The organism is Ningiella algicola (genome assembly GCF_028401415.2).
Classification (GTDB): Bacteria; Pseudomonadota; Gammaproteobacteria; order Enterobacterales; family Alteromonadaceae; genus Glaciecola.
In genome coordinates, this window is record NZ_CP171821.2 from 1511390 (window position 1) to 1530957 (window position 19568).

Genomic DNA, 19568 nt, shown 5'->3' on the forward strand with positions numbered 1-19568 from the left:
AACGTCGTTGGTCTAAATGACTCAGATAGCATCAACTAGGATAACAATGACAAGAGGCTTTTTTGCGATTTGAACCATCTCAACCATCTTGAAGTGTGCTTGAAATATATCGACTTCGCTCGTAACTGCTATCGAGAAGATTCATATTATCTTTCCCTCAGCAATATTGACAAATTAGCCTCAGAACGACGCATATTGCTCAAGGATGAAGAACTTCTTGCCAGCGGCGAATTGCAGCAACGAATTGTTGTCAGCCCCCATATAGACAATATGCGAGAGCAAGTCGATATCTATCGTAAAGAGCGCATGCTGATTTATGGTTGTTTAATGGTTAAAGGTCAATTGACGGACCAGCCTGGCCTTACAAAAACGAGGAATATTCATTCCCCCATTTTTTACTTTCCTGCACAGATAATGGATGGCGATGATCTTTATTTCAGTATTGATACGCACGATTTACGACTCAATTCAGTTTTATTGAGGCAGTTGTTGAGGCCAGACGTAGACGCGTCTATTATCGAAGCCTTTCCATCTGTGACTTGGCCTGTTTCGCAAGGAATTATCAGCAAAATAGATGACTGGTTGAGTGCTAATACGCTTGTCTCAAGAACAGAGGAGTTAGTGCGCTGGCCAAGTTTTCGAGAATGTGAAAATCACACTAATGATAAAACGCTAGCTATCAGTACTGCTTCTTGTTTAGTGCTTGCCGACCGCACAAAAGGCTCACGAGGTATTCTTCATGAGCTTAAGTCTTTATTGGATAGTCAGGCGCTATCTAGACCAATTCAGAGTTTGTTTACCGACAAAGCCCCTGATACAAGAGCCTCGATTTCTCGACCTGAATTGCTTCCTTCCATTTTAAGCACTGCACAAACATCAGCACTTTTTAACGCGGCTAACCATACCCTCAGCCTGATATCTGGTCCTCCCGGCACTGGGAAAAGCTATACGATAGCAGCAATTGCCATTGATAGAATGTTGCAAGGCGAATCCGTCATTATTGTTACTAAATCGGCGCAAGCGACGGACGTTATTGGACATTTGCTGAAAAGCGAATTTGGACTGGATACGGGTTATGTATGCGCCAATGAACAAGGCTTTATTAAGTCGCTTAAATCGTATCTATCCGCACTGTTGAATGAGGGAGTCAACACTCACGATAAGGTTTCTGATCTTCAAAACAACTTAATGCGCTCCCATATGAACTTAAGATCCTTTCAAAAGCAATATAGAAAATTGCTTTGGTCTCTCAAACACTCGCACGACTCAAACCCTTGGTATAAAAAATGTATCGCATCTGCGTATCTAAAATTTTATGGTTTGCTGAAACTATGGGACATAAAAGATGATATTAAAACGACGCAAAAAAATCTCGAACAGCAGTCCGCCAAATATATCAACGCATTTCGTACTAACACTTTACAGCAGGTGTTAGTTGATTATCGAAAAGCATTGGTTCAATTTCAAAGTGGATTGAGAGCACGCAATTCAAAAACCGCTGATGAACGCTTCGCCGCAACGGATTTTGACAAGGTATTAAAAGCATTCCCAATATGGCTATTGAGCACCGATGAATTAAACCGTGTTTTGCCCTTTTCGCATGAACTCTTTGACTTAGTGATTATGGATGAGGCAACCCAGTGCGATATGGCTAGTGGACTACCCGCTCTGCAGCGCGCTAAGCGAGCGTGCATTGTGGGAGATGGTAAACAGCTGCGGCACCTTTCGTTTTTGTCAAAAAACAAACAGGAATTGATAAGAAGGAAAAGTTTTGGTGACTTCGCTTCACAAAATACAATGAGTTATCGAGACCAGTCATTGCTGGATATTGTGTCAGACGCAATATCAACACAAAGCGCAGTGTGTATGTTGGATGAACATTTTAGGAGCAAGCCAGAGCTCATCTCATTCAGCAACTCCCAGTTCTACGATTCAAAGCTAATTGTGATGCAGGCACGCCCAAATGTTTCGGACACAATGGCTTTGCATCTTGTAAAGCTACCGGGCAAGCGTTCAAGCACTGGGAAAAACAAAATTGAAAAAGATGCGGTCATTACAGAGATTGAGCGTGTTATACAGAAGTCTGCTACATTGGCGACTAAACCCAGTATTGGGGTTATGTCACCATATAGAGAACAAGCTCAATACATAGAAAACGCGATTAATCGCCACTTTACACCTCAACAAGTTCTCGATTTCAGAATGAAAATCTCAACACCATTCGGGTTTCAGGGTGAAGAGCGAGACATAGTATTTATCTCTTTTTGCATTGATAACGTGTCATCAAGAGCAGCGACGTACCTAAATAAAGAAGATATGTTCAATGTGCTAGTCACTCGCTCAAAACAAGCGCAAAAAGTATTCTATTCGATAGACTATGAAAGCTTAAAGCCAGACAACTTGTTGCATCAATACTTGAGCTTTGAGCACAAGACTACTCAGGTAAACGCATATATTGATGAAGCCTGTGAATTTGCGGGTGAAGTAAAGTTATTTTTAGAAGAAAACGGCGCAACTGTATGGATTGATAACGCCATTTTAGGACAGCAGGTAGACATCATTTGTTCATACAGTGAAAAGGTCGTCGCTATTGATTTAATTGGTTTCCCAGGAAAGTTTGAGGCTTACTCCTGTTTTTCTACCTATGGTATTTTTAATCGCGCAGGCGTGGCTATTATTCCTTTGCCTTACATCGCTTGGCGCAAACAACAGGACATTTGCAAAGAAAAACTAATGTGCTTTTTGAAGGCGTAAGGAGCTGTCGCTACGCTTTATCTGCTAGATACCTAATCGTGCCTTTATCAGCGCTTCACTCACTACTCAACAAAAAGCTCAAAATATCCTCAGCTGTAACAACACTGCTTAACTCATCCTGATCAGTTACAAACAATCGATGGATATTGTGTGCTTTGATAAGTGTCACAGCTTCAAGTAAAGATGCGCTGACGTCCAGGGCATGCACCCGTGGTGTCATAATCGCGTGCACACAGCAGTACTCTGAGGCGCGGTCTCGAATCTGATCAACCATCGCTTGTCGATTGTCTGTGAACGGTCCAATGTATTTATCGATAATGTCTTGCACCGCCTCAAAATCTAAGGACTTACTTTCAAAACAAATCACATCTGACTTGGTCACAACACCCACTAACTCATTATCGGCAGAGACTACCGGCGCGCCAGATATTTCGCCGTCGTAGAAAAACTTTGATAGGGTTTTAATTGACCAACCTTCATACGCGGTAATGACTTCTTTTGTTGCAATATCGGCTAAAATTGCGTTACTTAACACATCAACCACACGATTTTTTTCCGTACACGTATTTTCCTTAATCATTGCATCACCTTTTTTGTTGTATCCCTTTTCAAGGACGCGTTTTTTGTTACCTTTTAGTCTCGCTTATAAACAGCCGCCGCAGCTTCCACAGCGCCAATCTTGTTTACTTACCGCTTCGTAAAACCACGATATATGCTTTTCATCGATTGGGATTTGATGCTGATCAAACACATCAAACAACCAATCTGATTTTGCCTCTATCCACTGCTCTAGAGGGAGGCCTTCCGCGCAGTCTTCGTCATCTGGAAACAACCAACTGAAGATCCCGTAAGTATCCATGTGCATCTCTTTCGCGTTTGAAGGTAAACAAAGCGGAAGCGAGTGATAGCTAATTTCCCAATGGCCTAAACAAAGGGTATGACCCTTTGCGGTCCAATTGGCTGAAAACGGATTTGTAGACATAGCCTCGTCTTTTTGCAAAGTGTATGTTTCGCGCTAGCCTCAATGTTGAACTAGCGAACAATTAACGACGCAGCCTTAACTGACATCAATCATATGAACACTTCCATCTTCAGCCACTTCTGCAATTTTGCCGCGAGGCTCATCCATAAATATCAGTGTAAACAAACCCACTAGCGCAGTTGCAGCGATGACGTAAAAGAAGGTGCTGTAGTCAACAAAAGAAAGAACGGTTAGGAACGTGACGGCACCCACATTACCAAACGCGCCAGTCATACCGGCGATTTGACCGGTCATTCTGCGTTTAATCAGCGGCACAACGGCAAACACCGCACCTTCTCCAGATTGAACGAAGAAAGAACATCCCATTACAATAGCAACTGCTAACCATAGAGGCCATTGACCGTCGACCATGCCCATGAGGAAGTAACCGATTGCTAGGCCTGCGGTGAGGATCATAAGCGTAGATTTACGACCAAACTTATCAGAAATCCATCCGCCAGCGGGACGAGACATTAAGTTCATGAAAGCATAAGCACCTGCCAACAGGCCTGCAAGTACTGGGTCTAAATTGAAGGTTTCCGCAAAGAACAATGGCAACATTGAAACAACCGCAAGCTCGGAACCAAAGTTAGTGAAATACAAAATATCCAGAACCGCTACCTGTTTAAAGTTGTAACGATGAAGCTCTGGCACTTCTTTGCTGAAAATTTCCTTGTTCACTTGATACACTTTATAAACTTCAAGCACATAGAGTAGCCCTAAACCCACATAGACTGATGTCACCGCGGTGCTGCTTAGCATATCGACGCCGGCTGGAGAAAGTTTCCAAGCGAGTAAGGCTATAGCGGCGTACATCGGAAGTTTCATGATGAGTAACAGATAGAAATCGCGCACAGAGGTGACTTCCATTGCGCCTAAATTTTTAGGCTTGAAGTAGGTGGAACCTTTAGGTGTATTTGTCACATTTGCGTAGTAGATAAAGGCGAATACCAAGCTAATAACACCGGTGATACCAATGGCATAACGCCATCCATCTTCACCGCCAAAAAGCACAGCTATCGTAGGAAGCGTAAAGGCTGCAGCGGCGGAACCAAAGTTACCCCAGCCGCCATAAATACCTTCAGCGGTACCCAACTCACTGTGCGGGAACCATTCTGACACCATGCGAATACCCACAACAAAGCCAGCGCCAATAAAGCCTAAGAGAAATCGAGCAATAGCCGCCTGCAAAAAGCTATCTGCAAAAGCAAACATAAAACAAGGGATTGAACATATCGCAAGCAGTGCAGAATACACTAGCCTTGGACCATATTTATCGGTAAGCATCCCGATTATCACGCGGGCGGGAATGGTAAGCGCTACGTTAAGGATAAGAAGTGTCTTGATTTGATCGTTAGTTAAACCAAGCGTTTCTTTTACCGCCAAAAGTAGCGGTGCAAAGTTAAACCATACCAAAAAACTAATGAAAAACGCCATCCAAGATAGATGGAGAATTTTCATCTTCCCGCTGAATCTGAAAATGTTAAAGGTGTCACTGGTCATGAGTGTCTCCACGAAAGTTATTTTCTATCGACCAATTATCTACTCATCTTGGCGCTTTAGATTGACCTAGATCAATACGCGTATCGCACTAATCACAATGCTCTGGGGAGTTACCTATTAGTAGGTAGTGCTTGATGACGGGTGATTTTGAGCTTGTAGAAGCGAACCAGTGGCTTAGATTGATTTCAGTGCTGTTTTTGCGCCGCTTTACCAATACATGACTATCATTATTTTTTACTTGTGTGTCGTAACACTTCGTTTTAATAATAATGTAGTCAATCTCAGCAAGGGCTGTGATAATTAGTTCATACCCCAAACCTAGGACCATTCCTTATGTTTAGCCACATCATGTTAGGTGCAAACGATATTCCCCAAGCGAAACAATTTTACGACGCCATTCTTGGTGTATTAGGACACAAACCAGGCGTGATTGACGCCAAAGGACGATGCTTTTACTTTACTGATTCAGGCGTGCTTGGTTTAAGCATTCCTCTTGACGGCCAGCCCGCCTCTCACGGCAATGGCTCCACCTTTGGATTTTTAGCTGCATCACCTGATTTAGCCGATGCGTGGCACAAAGCAGGTTTGGCCAACGGTGGTGTTGCGTGTGAGGATCCTCCAGGTGAGCGTGAAGGGCCTAACGGCACACTATACTTGGCTTATTTGCGCGACCCTAGCGGTAATAAAATTTGCGCATTGCATCGCGTGAAGTAAGCAGAGTATTAAACTTCCCATCATTGCTCTGTAGTAGTGGGGTAGGTGTCAGAAAAACTTACAAGCCTACGCGATACCTTTATTTTTTTATTATTTTACAATGGCTTATGCTGGGTTTAATTATTGCATGGACTGCTTCAATCTGTAAAAACAAAACGTCGTAACTAAAGGAATAACCATGAAAAGATCGCTTATGATCTGTCTTCTTTCTCTGCTTGCTTCAAGCGTATCTGCTTCAGTCGTAAAAGTAAGCACTTCCGGCACAGTAAACCCCCTTGACCTTCGAATTGATGACTCTGTTGAATTTTGCTGTAGCGATGAACTAAGAAACTTTAGTTGGTCGTTTGAGTCTACCTTTGATTTAGACGACTATTACACGCCGTCTTGGGCGTCTGGTGACCCAAGCTTTATAAACATTGCACATGAGTCGAGCACGTTTGTAGATGGCGTTAAGGCGCCCACGTTTTTCAATAAAGCTGACTCCACCAGCGCTTTTCGCCATGGACTGCAAACTTACGACGGAAGCCTGGTGGGAAGTCCAACAATTACCAGCGTATTTTCATTCTCAATGGGTAATTCTTTTGATGAAGACTCACGTTTTATGGTAACTGAGTCACTATACGTAAGAAATATGAGCATTGATGGATTTTATAGCAATTTGTACGATAATTTGGACGATGCACTCAGTCCAGATCGCTTTTTTGATGCCCTTTTGAATGATTTAATAAGCGCAAGAACCACTTTCAGCTTTGTATTGGGTGATGCAACGAATCCGGAAGACAATTCATTGCTTACAGGAGGGGCGTTGACAAGCATTTTCGATTTCAATATTTCTCTACTAGAAGACCCCGCCACCTCAGATGTGAGTGCACCCAATACCATACCTTTGGTGATATCTTCTATTTTCGTTTGTATGCTCTTTCGGACTAAATCTAGCAAATAGTATTTACAAGGCCTGAACAGAAGTCCAACAATGGCTATGCAATTAGCATAGCCGCCGGTTTGCACATTCACTGCATCAGCATAGACGCATCAATATCAAACTCAAAGCCTTTGATATCCGCTTCGCTAACGAGGCGATGCAGATACTGAGAAATCGCCTTTCGATGGACTTTATCATTTAAATACTTTTGAATTTTGTCCTCAACTAAGTCGTAGGTGAGCGCTTTGCCCTCTATTTTTCTGACCACATCAACAATGTGGTAGCCAAAACGAGACTCCACCGGCACTTCCATCAAACCTAAATCGGCAGCAAATACTTGACGTTCAAACTCGCTTACTGTTTGACCAGAAGACAGCTGCCCTAAGCTACCGCCCTGCTCTTTTGACGGACATACTGAATATTGTTTTGCTGCTTGGCTAAAACCAATTTCTTTCGATTTGATCTGCGAAATTAGCTGCTCTGCAATCGTTAGCATCTCGGCTCTATGCTCTAAGTCTTTTGGGTCGGCCGCAAGCAGAATATGCCTCGTTTCCACCAAAGGAGATGATCGAAACTGCTCTGGATTAGCCTCAAAATAGCGAACGCACTCGTCATCAGTGGCAGTGGGCACATACACCTCCTGTGCAAACAGTGCGTCAATAAGCTCAGGCTCTTTTTCAAGGCGTTCACGGTCAACACTATCGGTTAAACCTTTTTCTTTAGCTTTTTGTGCAATAAGCTCTGCAATAATCAAAGACTGTGCAGCCTCAACAATGGCTTGTCGTCTTGACTCAGCAGGGTGATATTGTACTTCGGTATCAATAGCAGCCGCGGGTATAGTTGTGCCGTTGACCATGATGTCAGGCGTATTAGTTAATGACATGATAATTCCTTCGCTTCTCTTAATTGAAGTAGGTCAATATTGGCTCACGCATCGTTCTCATCCGATGAAAAGTTTGGAGCATCCCTGCTCCCACATGAGCGACCATATAATTGTTATGACAGCCTAGGCGCGTTTGCGAACAATTTGGTAGCTTCTGCGCACATACTGCACCGGCACGCTCCAGATATGGACAAGGCGGCTGAACGGAAACAATACAAATAGCGTAATGCCCAGGGTAACGTGCATTTTATAAATCCAGTGCACATCAGAGATATATTCAACAGCCTGTTCCGGGCGGAATGTGAGTAAGTAGCGTGACCAGCTCATTAGGTTGTACATCACTGCGCCATCCATGTGTCCCGTAGAGACAAATATTGTTAGCATACCAACAATAAGTTGAAGGTAAATGAGCACTAAGATCCCCGTGTCCATTAAGCTGCTATTGGCTTTGATGCGTGGGTCAAACAGTCTTCGTTTGACTAACATAGTCATACCAATGAAACAAATCACACCAAAAAATCCGCCTACGCCCATCGCGATGATTTGTTTAACGGGCATGGTGATGCCCAGTGCGTGCCAAATTTCCCATGGCAGTACGAGTCCAGCAAAGTGACCACCAAGAATGGCGATAATGCCAACGTGGAAAAAGATGTTGGCAATTCTAAAGTTCTTAGAGCTTAGCATTTGACTAGAACCGGTTTTCCAACTGTATTGTTCTCGATCGTATCGCAGCAAACTGCCTAAAAAGAATATGCCACTAGCCACATAGGGATATATGCCAAAAAATAATGTATCGATGAAATCCATGACTAGCTCCTTACGCTTTGTTCATTTAGCTTGTTTGCCGCGTCAATAAATTGAATCGGCACATCTTGGTCGCGACGCTGAGACTCAGATGGTTTAGACGTATTGCTCGGGCATCCGCCGTTTATTGCATCGCCGCCAAAGGTAACGGCTTCTTCTTCCCAGACTTTGTCTAGCGCTTTTTTGGTGTCGTCACGCTTTTCGTCTTTGACTTGTTCGCGTAGGGCGTCTAAATCAATATCGGCCTCACTTAAGTTCACCAAGGTTTGAAATATTGCACTGTAATTACAATCTCGTTTTTCTAGACGAACGGTGAGCAGTGCCAGTACATGCGCAATGTCCTGCAGCCAACCCTTAGCGTTTTCATTCCCCTGCGTGCTAACAAACTCTAAAAAGAGAGGAATGTAGTCAGGCAGCTCGCGCACACCTATGTCCAGCCCGGCGGCTTTATACTGCTTCATTAAATCCACCATGGCTTGACCGCGGTAGCGCGACTCGCCATGAATGTGTTCGTAAATCAGCAAGGATAAAAAACGGCCTCGCTCAAACAAACCATCGTATTCTGACTGCCAGTCGAGCAAGCTATTGGCGAAGCGCTCAGACACAAAACTCACAAGTGCGTTTTTGTCTTGCTCGCTTAAATCATCGCTGGCATGAATGTAATCAAGTACATCCTGTCCGTGCTCATAAAGCGCTTCACTGGGATAGTCGATAAGTCTTGAAAGTAGGCTTAAAATTTTCATTAGTCTTGTACCTCCACTGGAATGACCTGACGAACAGTTTGCTTCTTACCACCAAATAAGTCATTGCCGCTGTCGCCACCGCTACAGCCATTACCAAAGCTAAAACCACAGCCTGATTTCATATCGTAGGCATCTTCAGCATAGGCTTTATGGCTGGTAGGAATAACAAAACGGTCTTCGTAGTTGGCTAGCGCCATGTATCGATACATCTCTTCCACTTGAGCCACGCTTAAACCGGCTTGCTCAAGCGCTGCTAAGTTTTCTTCGCCATCTACCTGCTGAGAACGCTTGAATATGCGCATTGCCATCATGCGCTCAAGGGCAGTTTCAACCGGCGCTTCATCGCCTGCGGTGAGCATATTAGCTAAGTATTTCATAGGAATTCTCAAAGACTTCAAATCAGGGAATACCCCCTTCATTGGAACCTTGTTCGCTTCAACCGCAGTTTGGATTGGGCTTAATGGCGGCACGTACCACACCATAGGAAGTGTTCTGTACTCCGGATGCAGCGGCAGCGCCACTTTCCAATCCATTGCCATCTTGTAAACTGGCGATTCTTGCGCGGATTTAAGCCATGCATCTGGAATACCTTCTTTGCGAGCTGCTTCTTGTACCGCTTCGTCAAAGGGGTCTAAAAAGATATCACACTGGGCTTGATACAAGTCTTTGTCGTTAGCAACCGATGCAGCCTCTTGCACTCTATCTGCGTCATAAAGCATGACACCTAAGTAGCGAATTCTACCTACGCAGGTTTCAGAACATATAGTAGGTTGACCGGCTTCAATTCTGGGGTAGCAGAAAATACATTTTTCAGATTTACCCGTCTTCCAGTTGTAATAGATTTTTTTGTAGGGGCAGCCACTAACACACATTCTCCAGCCGCGACACTTGTCTTGGTCAATCAAGACAATGCCGTCTTCTTCACGTTTGTAGATTGCGCCAGATGGGCAAGATGCCACACACGCTGGATTAATGCAGTGCTCGCACAAACGCGGCAAATACATCATAAAGGTTTTTTCAAATTCGCCGTACATGTCGGCTTGAATCTGGTTAAAGTTCGTATCGGCGCGGCGTTTTGAAAACTCTGTTCCGAGAATTTCTTCCCAGTTGGGTCCCCATTCAATTTTTTCCATACGCTGACCGCTTATCAGCGAGCGTGGGCGTGCAACGGGCTGATGCTTACTTTCACCTGCCTTGTGCAAGTGCTGATAATCAAAATCATAAGGTTCGTAGTAATCATCAATCCCGGGTAAATCTGGGTTAGCAAAAATATTGGCTAATATGCGCAGTTTGCCGCCCTGTTTAGGCGTGAGTTTGCCGTTGTCATGACGCTTCCAGCCACCATTCCACTTTTCTTGGTTTTCCCATTCTTTTGGGTAGCCAATGCCGGGCTTAGTCTCAACGTTGTTAAACCAAGCGTATTCAACGCCTTCACGTGAGGTCCACACGTTTTTACACGTCACTGAACAAGTGTGACAACCAATGCATTTGTCTAGGTTTAGCACCATGCCTATTTGCGCTCTGACTTTCATGATTAGTCCTCCGCCTTGCTGTTTGTTGCGCCAGAGTTAGGCAATTCGCTGCAAAACTCTTCGTTAGTTTGGTCAACACTGTCGTCGTCTAACCAATCAACTTTTGCCATTTTGCGTACAATGACAAATTCGTCTCGGTTACAGCCCACTGTGCCATAGTAGTTAAAGCCATATGATTGCTGGGCATAGCCGCCAATCATGTGTGTAGGTTTCATTACCGCTCGAGTAACTGAGTTGTGAATACCGCCACGCGTTTTAGTCATTTCAGAGCCAGGCACGTTAACGATGCGCTCTTGGGCGTGATACATCATGCTTACCCCTTCAGGCACTCGCTGCGATACCACGGCTCGCGCTGCAATTGCCCCGTTGATGTTAAAAACTTCAATCCAATCATTATCAACAATGCCTGCACGCTCGGCATCTACCTCAGACATCCATACAATCGGGCCACCACGAGAAAGCGTCAACATGAGCAAGTTGTCAGAATAGGTGCTGTGTATGCCCCATTTTTGGTGTGGCGTTAAAAAGTTAAGCGCAATTTCGGTGTTCCCATTGGGGTCACTGTTCATAATGGGCTTAACGGTTTTAAGGTTAATAGGAGGCTTGTACAAACACATGGTTTCACCGAAGTCGCGCATCCATTCGTGGTCTTGATAGAACTGCTGACGCCCTGTCACCGTTCTCCAAGGGATATACTCATGCACGTTGGTATAGCCTGCGTTGTAAGATACATGCTCATCTTCCAAACCCGACCATGTAGGCGAGCTAATAATTTTACGCGGCTGCGCTTGCACATCTCTGAAGCGGATTTTTTCTTCTTGCTTCGGTAAGGCCAAATGAGTGTGATCAAGACCGGTAAATTCGCCCAGTGCTTGCCATGCTTTCACCGCTACCTGACCGTTAGTTTCAGGGGCAAGTGATAAAATCATTTCAGCTGCATCAATTGCGGTTTCAAGCTTAGGACGCCCTTTACTAACGCCCTCTTCTAAGTGAGTTCTATTCAATTCACCTAAAAACTCAACTTCTTTTTCAGTATTCCAATTGATGCCTTTACCGCCGTTACCTAACTTCTCAAGCAACGGCCCAATGGACGAAAAGCGTTTGTAGGTATTCGGATAATCGCGCTCTACCACCACCATGTTTGGAGCGGTTTTGCCCGGAACGAGATCGCACTCTCCTTTCCACCATGCTTTTACACCAAACGGTTGCGCAATTTCTGCAGGCGTGTCGTGTAATATTGGCAAGGTAACAAGGTCTTTTTCAACACCCAAATGGCCTTCAGTGAGTTCTGAAAACTTCTTAGCGATACCTTTGAAAATTTCCCAGTCAGAACGTGATTCCCACACCGGATCAACTGCAGCACTCAAAGGGTGAATAAAGGGATGCATGTCTGAGGTATTTAAGTCGTCTTTTTCGTACCAAGTTGCAGTAGGAAGGACGATGTCTGAATATAAGCAGGTAGTTGACATTCTAAAGTCCAGAGTGACTAATAAATCCACTTTGCCTTCGGCTGCATTATCTTCCCATTTAACGTCTTCGGGCATTTTACCGCCCTCCTCACCTAAGTCTTTACCCATCAAGCCATGCTTTGTACCAAGCAGGTGACGAAGCATATATTCATGCCCTTTACCCGATGAACCTAATAAGTTGGAACGCCAAATAAACATGTTGCGTGGAAAGTTTTGTGGATTTTCAGGCTCCATACAGGCAAAGTTTAAATCACCCGACTTAAGCTGCTCTACCGCATAGTCTTGCGGTGATTTACCTGCGGCCTCTGCGTCTTTGCATAGCTGCAGAGGATTCATACCCAACTGCGGCGCCGACGGTAACCACCCCATGCGCTCGGCACGGGTGTTGAAGTCAATGATAGATCCCGACCATTTACTTTTGTCTGCCAAAGGCGAGACTACTTCAGTCATCTCTAGTTTTTCATAGCGCCACTGACTTGAGTGGTTGTAGAAGAAAGACGTTCCGTTCATATGACGCGGTGGACGCTGCCAATCTAATCCGAATGCCAAGGGCTGCCAGCCGGTTTGTGGGCGCAGTTTTTCTTGACCTACATAGTGCGCCCAACCGCCGCCACTTTGACCTACACAGCCACACATCATCAGCATGTTGATTAGGCCACGGTAGTTCATGTCCATGTGATACCAGTGATTCATACCAGCACCGACAATCACCATGCTGCGACCGCGAGTTTTATCTGCGTTTTCAGCGAATTCACGTGCAATTTTAATCACGTCTGCTCGCGCTACACCGGTGATTTGTTCCTGCCAAGCTGGCGTGTAAGGAATGTCATCATCGTATGAGCTCGCTACGTTAGGGTCGTCGTAGCCGTTGTCTACGCCATAGTTGGCAAGAGTTAAATCAAACACGGTTGCAACATAAGCTTCGCTGCCATCCGCTAGAGTGAGTTTTTTCGCCGGTATTTTGCGTGCAATTATGTCGTCGTGCTCGGTGTTTTGGAAATAACCAAATTCATGCTCAGCCCCCCCAAAGTATGGGAAGCCTACACTTACCAGCTCATCGTGCGAGCCTTTTAAGCTCACACGTAAATCAAGCTCATCGCCAGATTTACCGTCGGTTTGGGTAATATTCCATTTGCCTTTTTCGCCCCAGCGATAGCCCACTGAACCCGTTGGAGAAACGAGCTCGCCGTCGCTATCGTTTATAGAAATCGTTTTCCACTCAGGGTTATTGTCTTGGCCTAAGTTGCTGTCTAAATCGGAGGCGCGTAAAAAACGACCTTGATGCAGGCTGCCGTCTTCTGCTTTTTCAAGCATGACCAACACTGGGAAGTCAGTGTAGCGTTTTACATAATCTGCAAAATACGCGGAGGGTTTTTCAACATGAAATTCTTTTAAGATGACATGGCCAAATGCCATGGCCAAGGCTGCGTCGGTGCCTTGTTTAGGCGCTAACCATTGGTCAGTAAGCTTGGCAACTTCAGAATAGTCTGGCGTGATGCCGATGACTTTTGTGCCTTTATAACGCACTTCTGTTAAAAAGTGCGCGTCTGGCGTCCGGGTTTGCGGAACGTTTGAGCCCCAACAAATAATGTAGTTTGAGTTGTACCAGTCGGCCGATTCGGGCACATCGGTTTGCTCCCCCCAAATTTGCGGTGAAGCTGGCGGTAAATCACAATACCAATCGTAAAAGCTTAAACAGTTGCCACCTATAAGCGATAAGTAACGGGCACCTGCAGCATAAGACACCATTGACATTGCTGGAATGGGTGAAAAGCCTGTGATGCGGTCAGGCCCGTACTTTTTAGCGGTGTAAACATTTGAGGCGGCAATAATCTCATTCGCCTCAGTCCAATTTGCGCGCACAAAGCCACCAAGTCCACGCTGCTGCTTGTATTCCTTCGCTTTTGCTGGGTCTTCAACAATAGATGCCCAGGCATCTACTGGGTCTTTATGTTGGAGCTTGGCTGCACGCCAAAGCTTGACCAGACGCTTGCGAATTTTAGGGTGCTTTAGACGGTTCGCGCTATAAATGTACCAAGAATAGCTCGCGCCACGTGGGCATCCTCTTGGCTCATGATTAGGTAAATCTGGGCGCGTGCGCGGATAATCCGTTTGTTGGGTTTCCCATGTCACTAAACCGTCTTTAACGTATATCTTCCAGCTACAAGAGCCTGTGCAGTTTACCCCATGGGTTGAGCGCACAATTTTGTCGTGTTGCCAGCGACGGCGATAGCCATCTTCCCAATCTCTGTTTTCTTCGGTGGTAACCCCATGGTCATCGGAAAACGATTCTTCTTTGCGTTTAAAAAACTGCAATCTGTCTAAAAAGTGACTCACGCCAGACTCCTTAAGTAAAGTGAACGCAACAATTTTTGAAAATGAAAATGGCCGCGAATTCAAGCTATGTCTGGATTAAATGCTAGAAACTGAAGGGATACAATAGGGCAAAAAGTCGACAAAAAAGTGCGTATACCTCCAAATAGGTATGCGGATATTTAAGGCTTTTCCTTTGTTTTAAAGGTGTATAGACTAGGTGTTAGCTTTTTTGTTGCCCGAGGCAACAGCAATTAGTCTTTGTAGGTATCACCTTTAAGTCAAAGATATAACGTGCAGGTGCTTGCCATGATTCGAGACTTCGTCCACTCCACTGTTTTTAAAATTGCGTTGCTGATGTTTTCGGTGAGTTTTTTAGCCGTCATCAGTATGTTTAGCTCTGTATTTATTAGTGATGGCGCTCAAACCGACGCTGCGTCAATTAACGTGGCAGGCTCACTTAGAATGCAAAGCTATCGCCTGGCGCATTTCACACAGTTAGCGAATAAGAGCGAGCAGCAAAAACAAGAATATGCAGCGCTAATTCAAACCATGGACGAAACCCTCACAACAGGCGTGTTAATTAACAAGCAAGCCTTAATCGGCACAAGCACGTCTCAGGCTTACTTGGCTGAAATAACTCAAATATGGTTTGGTGAAATAAAGCCCCTGCTGATGCAAGAAGAGATTGATTCGCAGCAATTAACTGCTGCTATAGCCACCTTTGTTGACAATATTGATTTGCTGGTTTCAGAGTATCAGAATCATGCAGAGGGAAATATTGCAACCATCCGTCTAATACAGAGTGTGTCGCTGTTTAGCACGCTGATGCTGATTGCCTTCGCTATGCTTATTGTCAACCGACATATCGAAAAGCCCTTATCGAAATTAACCGCGGTTGCCAAGCAAATCGGCCACGGGGACTTTACCGTTCGTGCCGATGAAAGCGGAAAAGGCGAGCTTGCAATTTTGGCTAAAACCATGAATAAAATGTGCGATTCAATCTATCGCTCGCAGGCGCAATTGGAGGGTCAAGTTAAGCGCAAAACTCAAAAACTCTCCCGCACAAACGAATCCTTGAACTTGTTATATGAAGTGTCGAACAAGCTAAATACGATTGACCCTGCTGCGGTCAATTTTGAGCCACTATTGAAACAACTGGCAAACGTGACCGGTATCCACGACCTCGACCTGTGCATTATGACTGCCCAAGGCGACTCTCCATATGAGCACTTAGTCAGCACAACAAAAGACCTGCCCGAAAAGTGTATTAAGCATGAGTGCGGCGACTGCACAGAGCATGACATTGTGTTCCCCGATAATGGCAGCAAAATACGTTATCAATTAACTCAAGGAGAAGAAAACTACGGTGTTTTATCGGTAGCCCCCCAACAAAACACGCAGTTGACAGACTGGCAGCATCAGCTTTTTGAGTCTGTCGCTGAGCAGATTGCAAATGGCCTCAGTATGAAACATAAACATGAGCAAGGCAGGCGAATGGCCTTAATGAATGAGCGTACCGTTATTGCCCGAGAGCTTCACGATTCACTCGCCCAAGCTCTTTCATACTTAAAAATACAAGTCACACGCTTACAAAAACTGCAAAGCAAAGAGAACGCTCAGGCGCAAATTGAGGAGGTAATTGCTGAGCTAAAAGGCGGACTTGGAGCGGCCTATAGCGAGCTTAGAGAGCTCTTAACCACCTTCAGGCTAAAACTGGATGGTCAGGGCATTAAAGCAGCTTTGGAACAAACCATCAGTCAGCTAAAAACGCGTTCAGAAGCGTTTGAGTTTACGCTAAATTATCAAGTCAGTAGCATTCCCTTCTCCCCACAAGAAGAAATTCACTTACTACAGCTTGCACGAGAGGCCACACAAAATGCATTCTATCACTCCAAAGGGTCAATGATTTGGATCACCATTAGCAGCAACCAGCTATCTGAAGTCACGGTTTCGATTAAGGACAACGGCGTGGGAATCCCCGACGATCCAAACAAACTTAATCATTATGGACTGGCTATCATGCAAGAGCGTGCACGAAGCCTTCAAGGTGTATTGAGCATAAAGCCCATGCCAAAAGGTGGAACGGAAGTTCGATTTAGTTTCACGCCTGAGTATGCGAAACATGATGAATTAAAAGCACAAAGTGCTTAATAACCTGAATCCTGTTTAATAGGCTTTCATTTGGTAGCGAGAAAGCGCATGCAAACAACGAGCATTTAAGCCTCTCGGCGTCGCCAATATGACAAAAGGGGCACTATCTCTTGTACCCCAATTGCCACACGGAATCTGTGTTCATGTATTTACGGGTTATAAAACTCCCCATCTTTTCGTAGGTAGAACCAATAATTGATGATTACGCATATTGCATAGAACACGGCAAAGCCTATTAATGCTACCTCTGGTGTAGTGGCTTTTATTTGCTCACCCAACACTTTAGGAATGTAAAATGCGCCATAGGCAGCAACTGCAGATGTCCATCCCAGAACAGGACCAGCTTGCTCCTTAGGAAATACCATAGCGATCGTTCTAAAAGTTGAGCCATTGCCAATGCCTGTAGCAGCAAACAAAAGTAAGAACAGAGCGAAAAACGGAATGAAGAATTCTTCTGGTGTGGGCGATTGATAAGCCTGCTTCATATAATATGCAACGCCAAGTGCTGAGCCTATCATCACAAAAGAGCATATCTGCGTCACAAACGCGCCGCCGAGCTTATCTGATACCCAGCCACCAACAGGGCGAATTAAAGCACCAATAAAAGGCCCCATCCAAGCGTACATGAGCGCACTTGGCCCATTCACATTGATAGTATCATGGGTCATTACACCGTCGACCATTACGTGGCTATAACCAAAAATGACTTTTATCGCGAGAGGGAAACATGCCGCAAAACCAATGAATGAACCAAAGGTCATGGTGTATATGATACTCATGACCCACGTGTGCTTGTTATTAAAGATTTGGTATTGACGGGTAAGACTGCTGCCAATTGCCCCCGGCAATAGTTTGAGCGCAAACACGGTCGCCGCCACAACTAACACAAGCACGACTTCTTTTGGCACGCCAAAACCTGAGCCATTGGCCGATTGTGGTAGCATTAACCACAAGCCAAATGCTGCAACAACGAGCCCAATTAGCAACATAACGGTAATCAAGGCAAAGGAAGTTAGCGGGTTACCTATGTTGGGAGAAACATCCGGCGTACGAATGTTGTTCATGCCAAACCAAGAGAATATCGCTAGAGGTACTAACAGAAGTAGCCACACAAAACCTGCATTTGAAATATAACTTTCAGTTCCAGCTGGGATTTTTCCAATTAGAGTGCCAGACGAGTTGACCAAAGCCATTGGGTCGCCGCTAAGTGCGCCAAATGCCGCGAAGGTCATAAATAATGGCACGACAATTTGCATCGTCGTCACCCCAAAATTACCTAAACCCGCGTTTAAACCCAAGGCTAAGCCCTGCTGCTTTTTCGGGAAGAAAAAACTGATATTAGACATTGAGGATGCAAAGTTGCCGCCACCAAAACCTGATAAAAGCGCCAGAACTTGGAATTGCCATAATGGCGTATCGGGATTCTGCAAAGCGAAGCCTGTGCCAATTGCTGGTAGCATCAATAAAGAAGTGGTAAAGAATATTGTGTTTCGGCCGCCGCACAGCCGAATAAAAAAGCTACTGGGAATGCGCAAAGTGGCGCCGGTTAAGCCAGCTATGGCCATCAGAGTGAACAGCTCTGCTTTTTCAAATGCAAAGCCTAAATTGAGCATCTGAACCGTGATAATGCCCCAATAGAGCCACACTGCAAAGCCACAAAGCAAGCTTGGAATCGAAATCCATAGATTGCGATTCGCTATTTTTTTACCCTCTCTATCCCAGAATTCTTGGTCTTCTGGATCCCACTTATGTAGGTCAGACATGTTACTTCTCCAGTTAATCAAATGTGTCGTTTCTATTTACACTATGGTTGATAAACAAAAGGCTAACAATCCGCATCAGTGGGTATAAATCAGATTAAAGTAGGCACAAAAAACTGCTTACATTTGAGTGCCTTGCATACTCACTTTACCTGCAAACTCGATTACATACGTTGTAAATAAAGGCGTACGCAATACAGACTTAGCTACTCCTTTAGAGGTAGCTCAATTTACCTCCAAGTAATCTTATGCGCCTGTTTGGCTCACCCGTTAAGTGGTGTATAGTGAGGTGAACAACGAGGCAATTCGCACTCAATACTCACAAGACCATGGAGCTAGTCATGTTTCAAGACCAACCTGCCACCATAATGATGGTTGATGATCATCCCTTACTTAGAAAAGGTCTGAACCAACTTATTGAACTTGAAGACGATTTGAAAGTAGTTGGAGAAGCAAGCTCTGGTGCACAAGGTATCGATTTAGCCCTTGAGTTAGAGCCAGATTTGATAACGCTTGACTTAAACATGCAGGGTATGGATGGTCTTGAGACCTTAAAGAACATGCGCGACAAAGGCGTTGACGCGCGTATTATCATGCTTACGGTGTCGGACAACGATGAAGACGTTGTTGAGGCCGTGCGCTTGGGTGCAGATGGCTACTTGCTCAAAGATATGGATCCTGAAGAGATTATCGAAAAGCTTCGCGAGGCAGCGTTAGGTAAAATGGTAATGAGCTCCAAGCTAACGGAAATACTTGCCACCGCGCTGAGAAAGCCAGAACGCGCTGGTAGTAGAGCCTTGGCAAGCTTAACGAGCCGCGAGTTGGAAATACTCAAGCTGATTGCAAAAGGTATGAGCAACAAGCTTATCGCGAGGGAACTAAATATATCTGATGGCACAGTAAAAGTGCATGTAAAGCATTTTCTTAAAAAGCTAAATTTGCGCTCTCGCGTTGAGGCTGCGGTATGGATGGTTAACCATCAAAACGGAGCTTAAA

Annotated in this window: 14 protein-coding genes; 5 read left to right on the forward strand and 9 right to left on the reverse strand. The window is 44.9% G+C overall.

Features of this window, described 5'->3' with window-relative positions; all coding sequences use genetic code 11:
• Positions 1-69 precede the first annotated feature (69 nt).
• Positions 70-2754 carry a DEAD/DEAH box helicase gene (locus PN836_RS06650; protein WP_395344465.1) on the forward strand — a complete coding sequence of 895 codons (2685 nt, stop codon included), beginning with the start codon at positions 70-72 and terminating at the stop codon, positions 2752-2754.
• Positions 2755-2809: 55 nt separating this feature from the next.
• Here the strand turns inward: PN836_RS06650 and PN836_RS06655 are convergent, their stop codons facing one another.
• From PN836_RS06655 to PN836_RS06665, 3 genes are all read right to left on the reverse strand, one after another.
• Positions 2810-3334: a CBS domain-containing protein gene (locus PN836_RS06655; RefSeq protein WP_395344466.1), complete on the reverse strand. Its 525-nt coding sequence runs from the start codon at positions 3332-3334 to the stop codon at positions 2810-2812.
• A 63-nt stretch (positions 3335-3397) separates the two neighbouring features.
• On the reverse strand, positions 3398-3736 hold the full coding sequence (locus PN836_RS06660; RefSeq protein WP_395344467.1) for a hypothetical protein: 339 nt from the start codon (positions 3734-3736) through the stop codon (positions 3398-3400).
• Positions 3737-3811: 75 nt separating this feature from the next.
• Positions 3812-5278 carry a NarK family nitrate/nitrite MFS transporter gene (locus tag PN836_RS06665; RefSeq protein WP_395344468.1) on the reverse strand — a complete coding sequence of 489 codons (1467 nt, stop codon included), beginning with the start codon at positions 5276-5278 and terminating at the stop codon, positions 3812-3814.
• Between the two features lie 333 nt (positions 5279-5611).
• On the opposite strand from PN836_RS06665, the gene PN836_RS06670 reads away from it, so the two are divergent.
• Both PN836_RS06670 and PN836_RS06675 read left to right on the forward strand, forming a co-directional pair.
• Positions 5612-5992, forward strand: coding sequence for a VOC family protein (locus PN836_RS06670; protein WP_395344469.1), 381 nt, complete (start codon positions 5612-5614; stop codon positions 5990-5992).
• Positions 5993-6170: 178 nt separating this feature from the next.
• A complete protein-coding gene (locus tag PN836_RS06675) occupies positions 6171-6935 on the forward strand; it encodes a hypothetical protein (RefSeq protein ID WP_395344470.1) in 765 nt (254 codons plus the stop codon).
• Positions 6936-7002: 67 nt separating this feature from the next.
• Here the strand turns inward: PN836_RS06675 and PN836_RS06680 are convergent, their stop codons facing one another.
• The 5 genes from PN836_RS06680 to PN836_RS06700 form a co-directional block, all read right to left on the reverse strand.
• A complete protein-coding gene (locus PN836_RS06680; protein ID WP_395344471.1) occupies positions 7003-7797 on the reverse strand; it encodes a peptidylprolyl isomerase in 795 nt (264 codons plus the stop codon).
• Positions 7798-7920: 123 nt separating this feature from the next.
• Positions 7921-8604: a respiratory nitrate reductase subunit gamma gene (gene narI / locus PN836_RS06685; protein WP_395344472.1), complete on the reverse strand. Its 684-nt coding sequence runs from the start codon at positions 8602-8604 to the stop codon at positions 7921-7923.
• 2 nt (positions 8605-8606) lie between these two features.
• Positions 8607-9344, reverse strand: a complete 738-nt coding sequence (narJ, locus tag PN836_RS06690) for a nitrate reductase molybdenum cofactor assembly chaperone (RefSeq protein WP_395344473.1) — start codon at positions 9342-9344, stop codon at positions 8607-8609.
• Positions 9344-10876, reverse strand: coding sequence for a nitrate reductase subunit beta (narH, locus tag PN836_RS06695; RefSeq protein ID WP_395344474.1), 1533 nt, complete (start codon positions 10874-10876; stop codon positions 9344-9346). The genes narJ and narH overlap by 1 nt, the downstream gene beginning before the upstream one ends.
• A gap of 2 nt (positions 10877-10878) precedes the next feature.
• A complete protein-coding gene (locus PN836_RS06700) occupies positions 10879-14682 on the reverse strand; it encodes a nitrate reductase subunit alpha (protein WP_395344475.1) in 3804 nt (1267 codons plus the stop codon).
• A gap of 270 nt (positions 14683-14952) precedes the next feature.
• Here PN836_RS06700 and PN836_RS06705 point away from each other — a divergent pair, with 270 nt between their 5' ends.
• Positions 14953-16812 (forward strand): type IV pili methyl-accepting chemotaxis transducer N-terminal domain-containing protein, encoded by a 1860-nt coding sequence (locus tag PN836_RS06705; protein ID WP_395344476.1) that lies wholly within the window; start codon positions 14953-14955, stop codon positions 16810-16812.
• Positions 16813-16961: 149 nt separating this feature from the next.
• Here PN836_RS06705 and PN836_RS06710 read toward each other — a convergent pair whose 3' ends face one another.
• On the reverse strand, positions 16962-18575 hold the full coding sequence (locus tag PN836_RS06710; protein ID WP_395344477.1) for an antiporter: 1614 nt from the start codon (positions 18573-18575) through the stop codon (positions 16962-16964).
• A 338-nt stretch (positions 18576-18913) separates the two neighbouring features.
• Here PN836_RS06710 and narL point away from each other — a divergent pair, with 338 nt between their 5' ends.
• Positions 18914-19567 (forward strand): two-component system response regulator NarL, encoded by a 654-nt coding sequence (gene narL, locus PN836_RS06715; RefSeq protein ID WP_395344478.1) that lies wholly within the window; start codon positions 18914-18916, stop codon positions 19565-19567.
• Position 19568 lies beyond the last annotated feature (1 nt).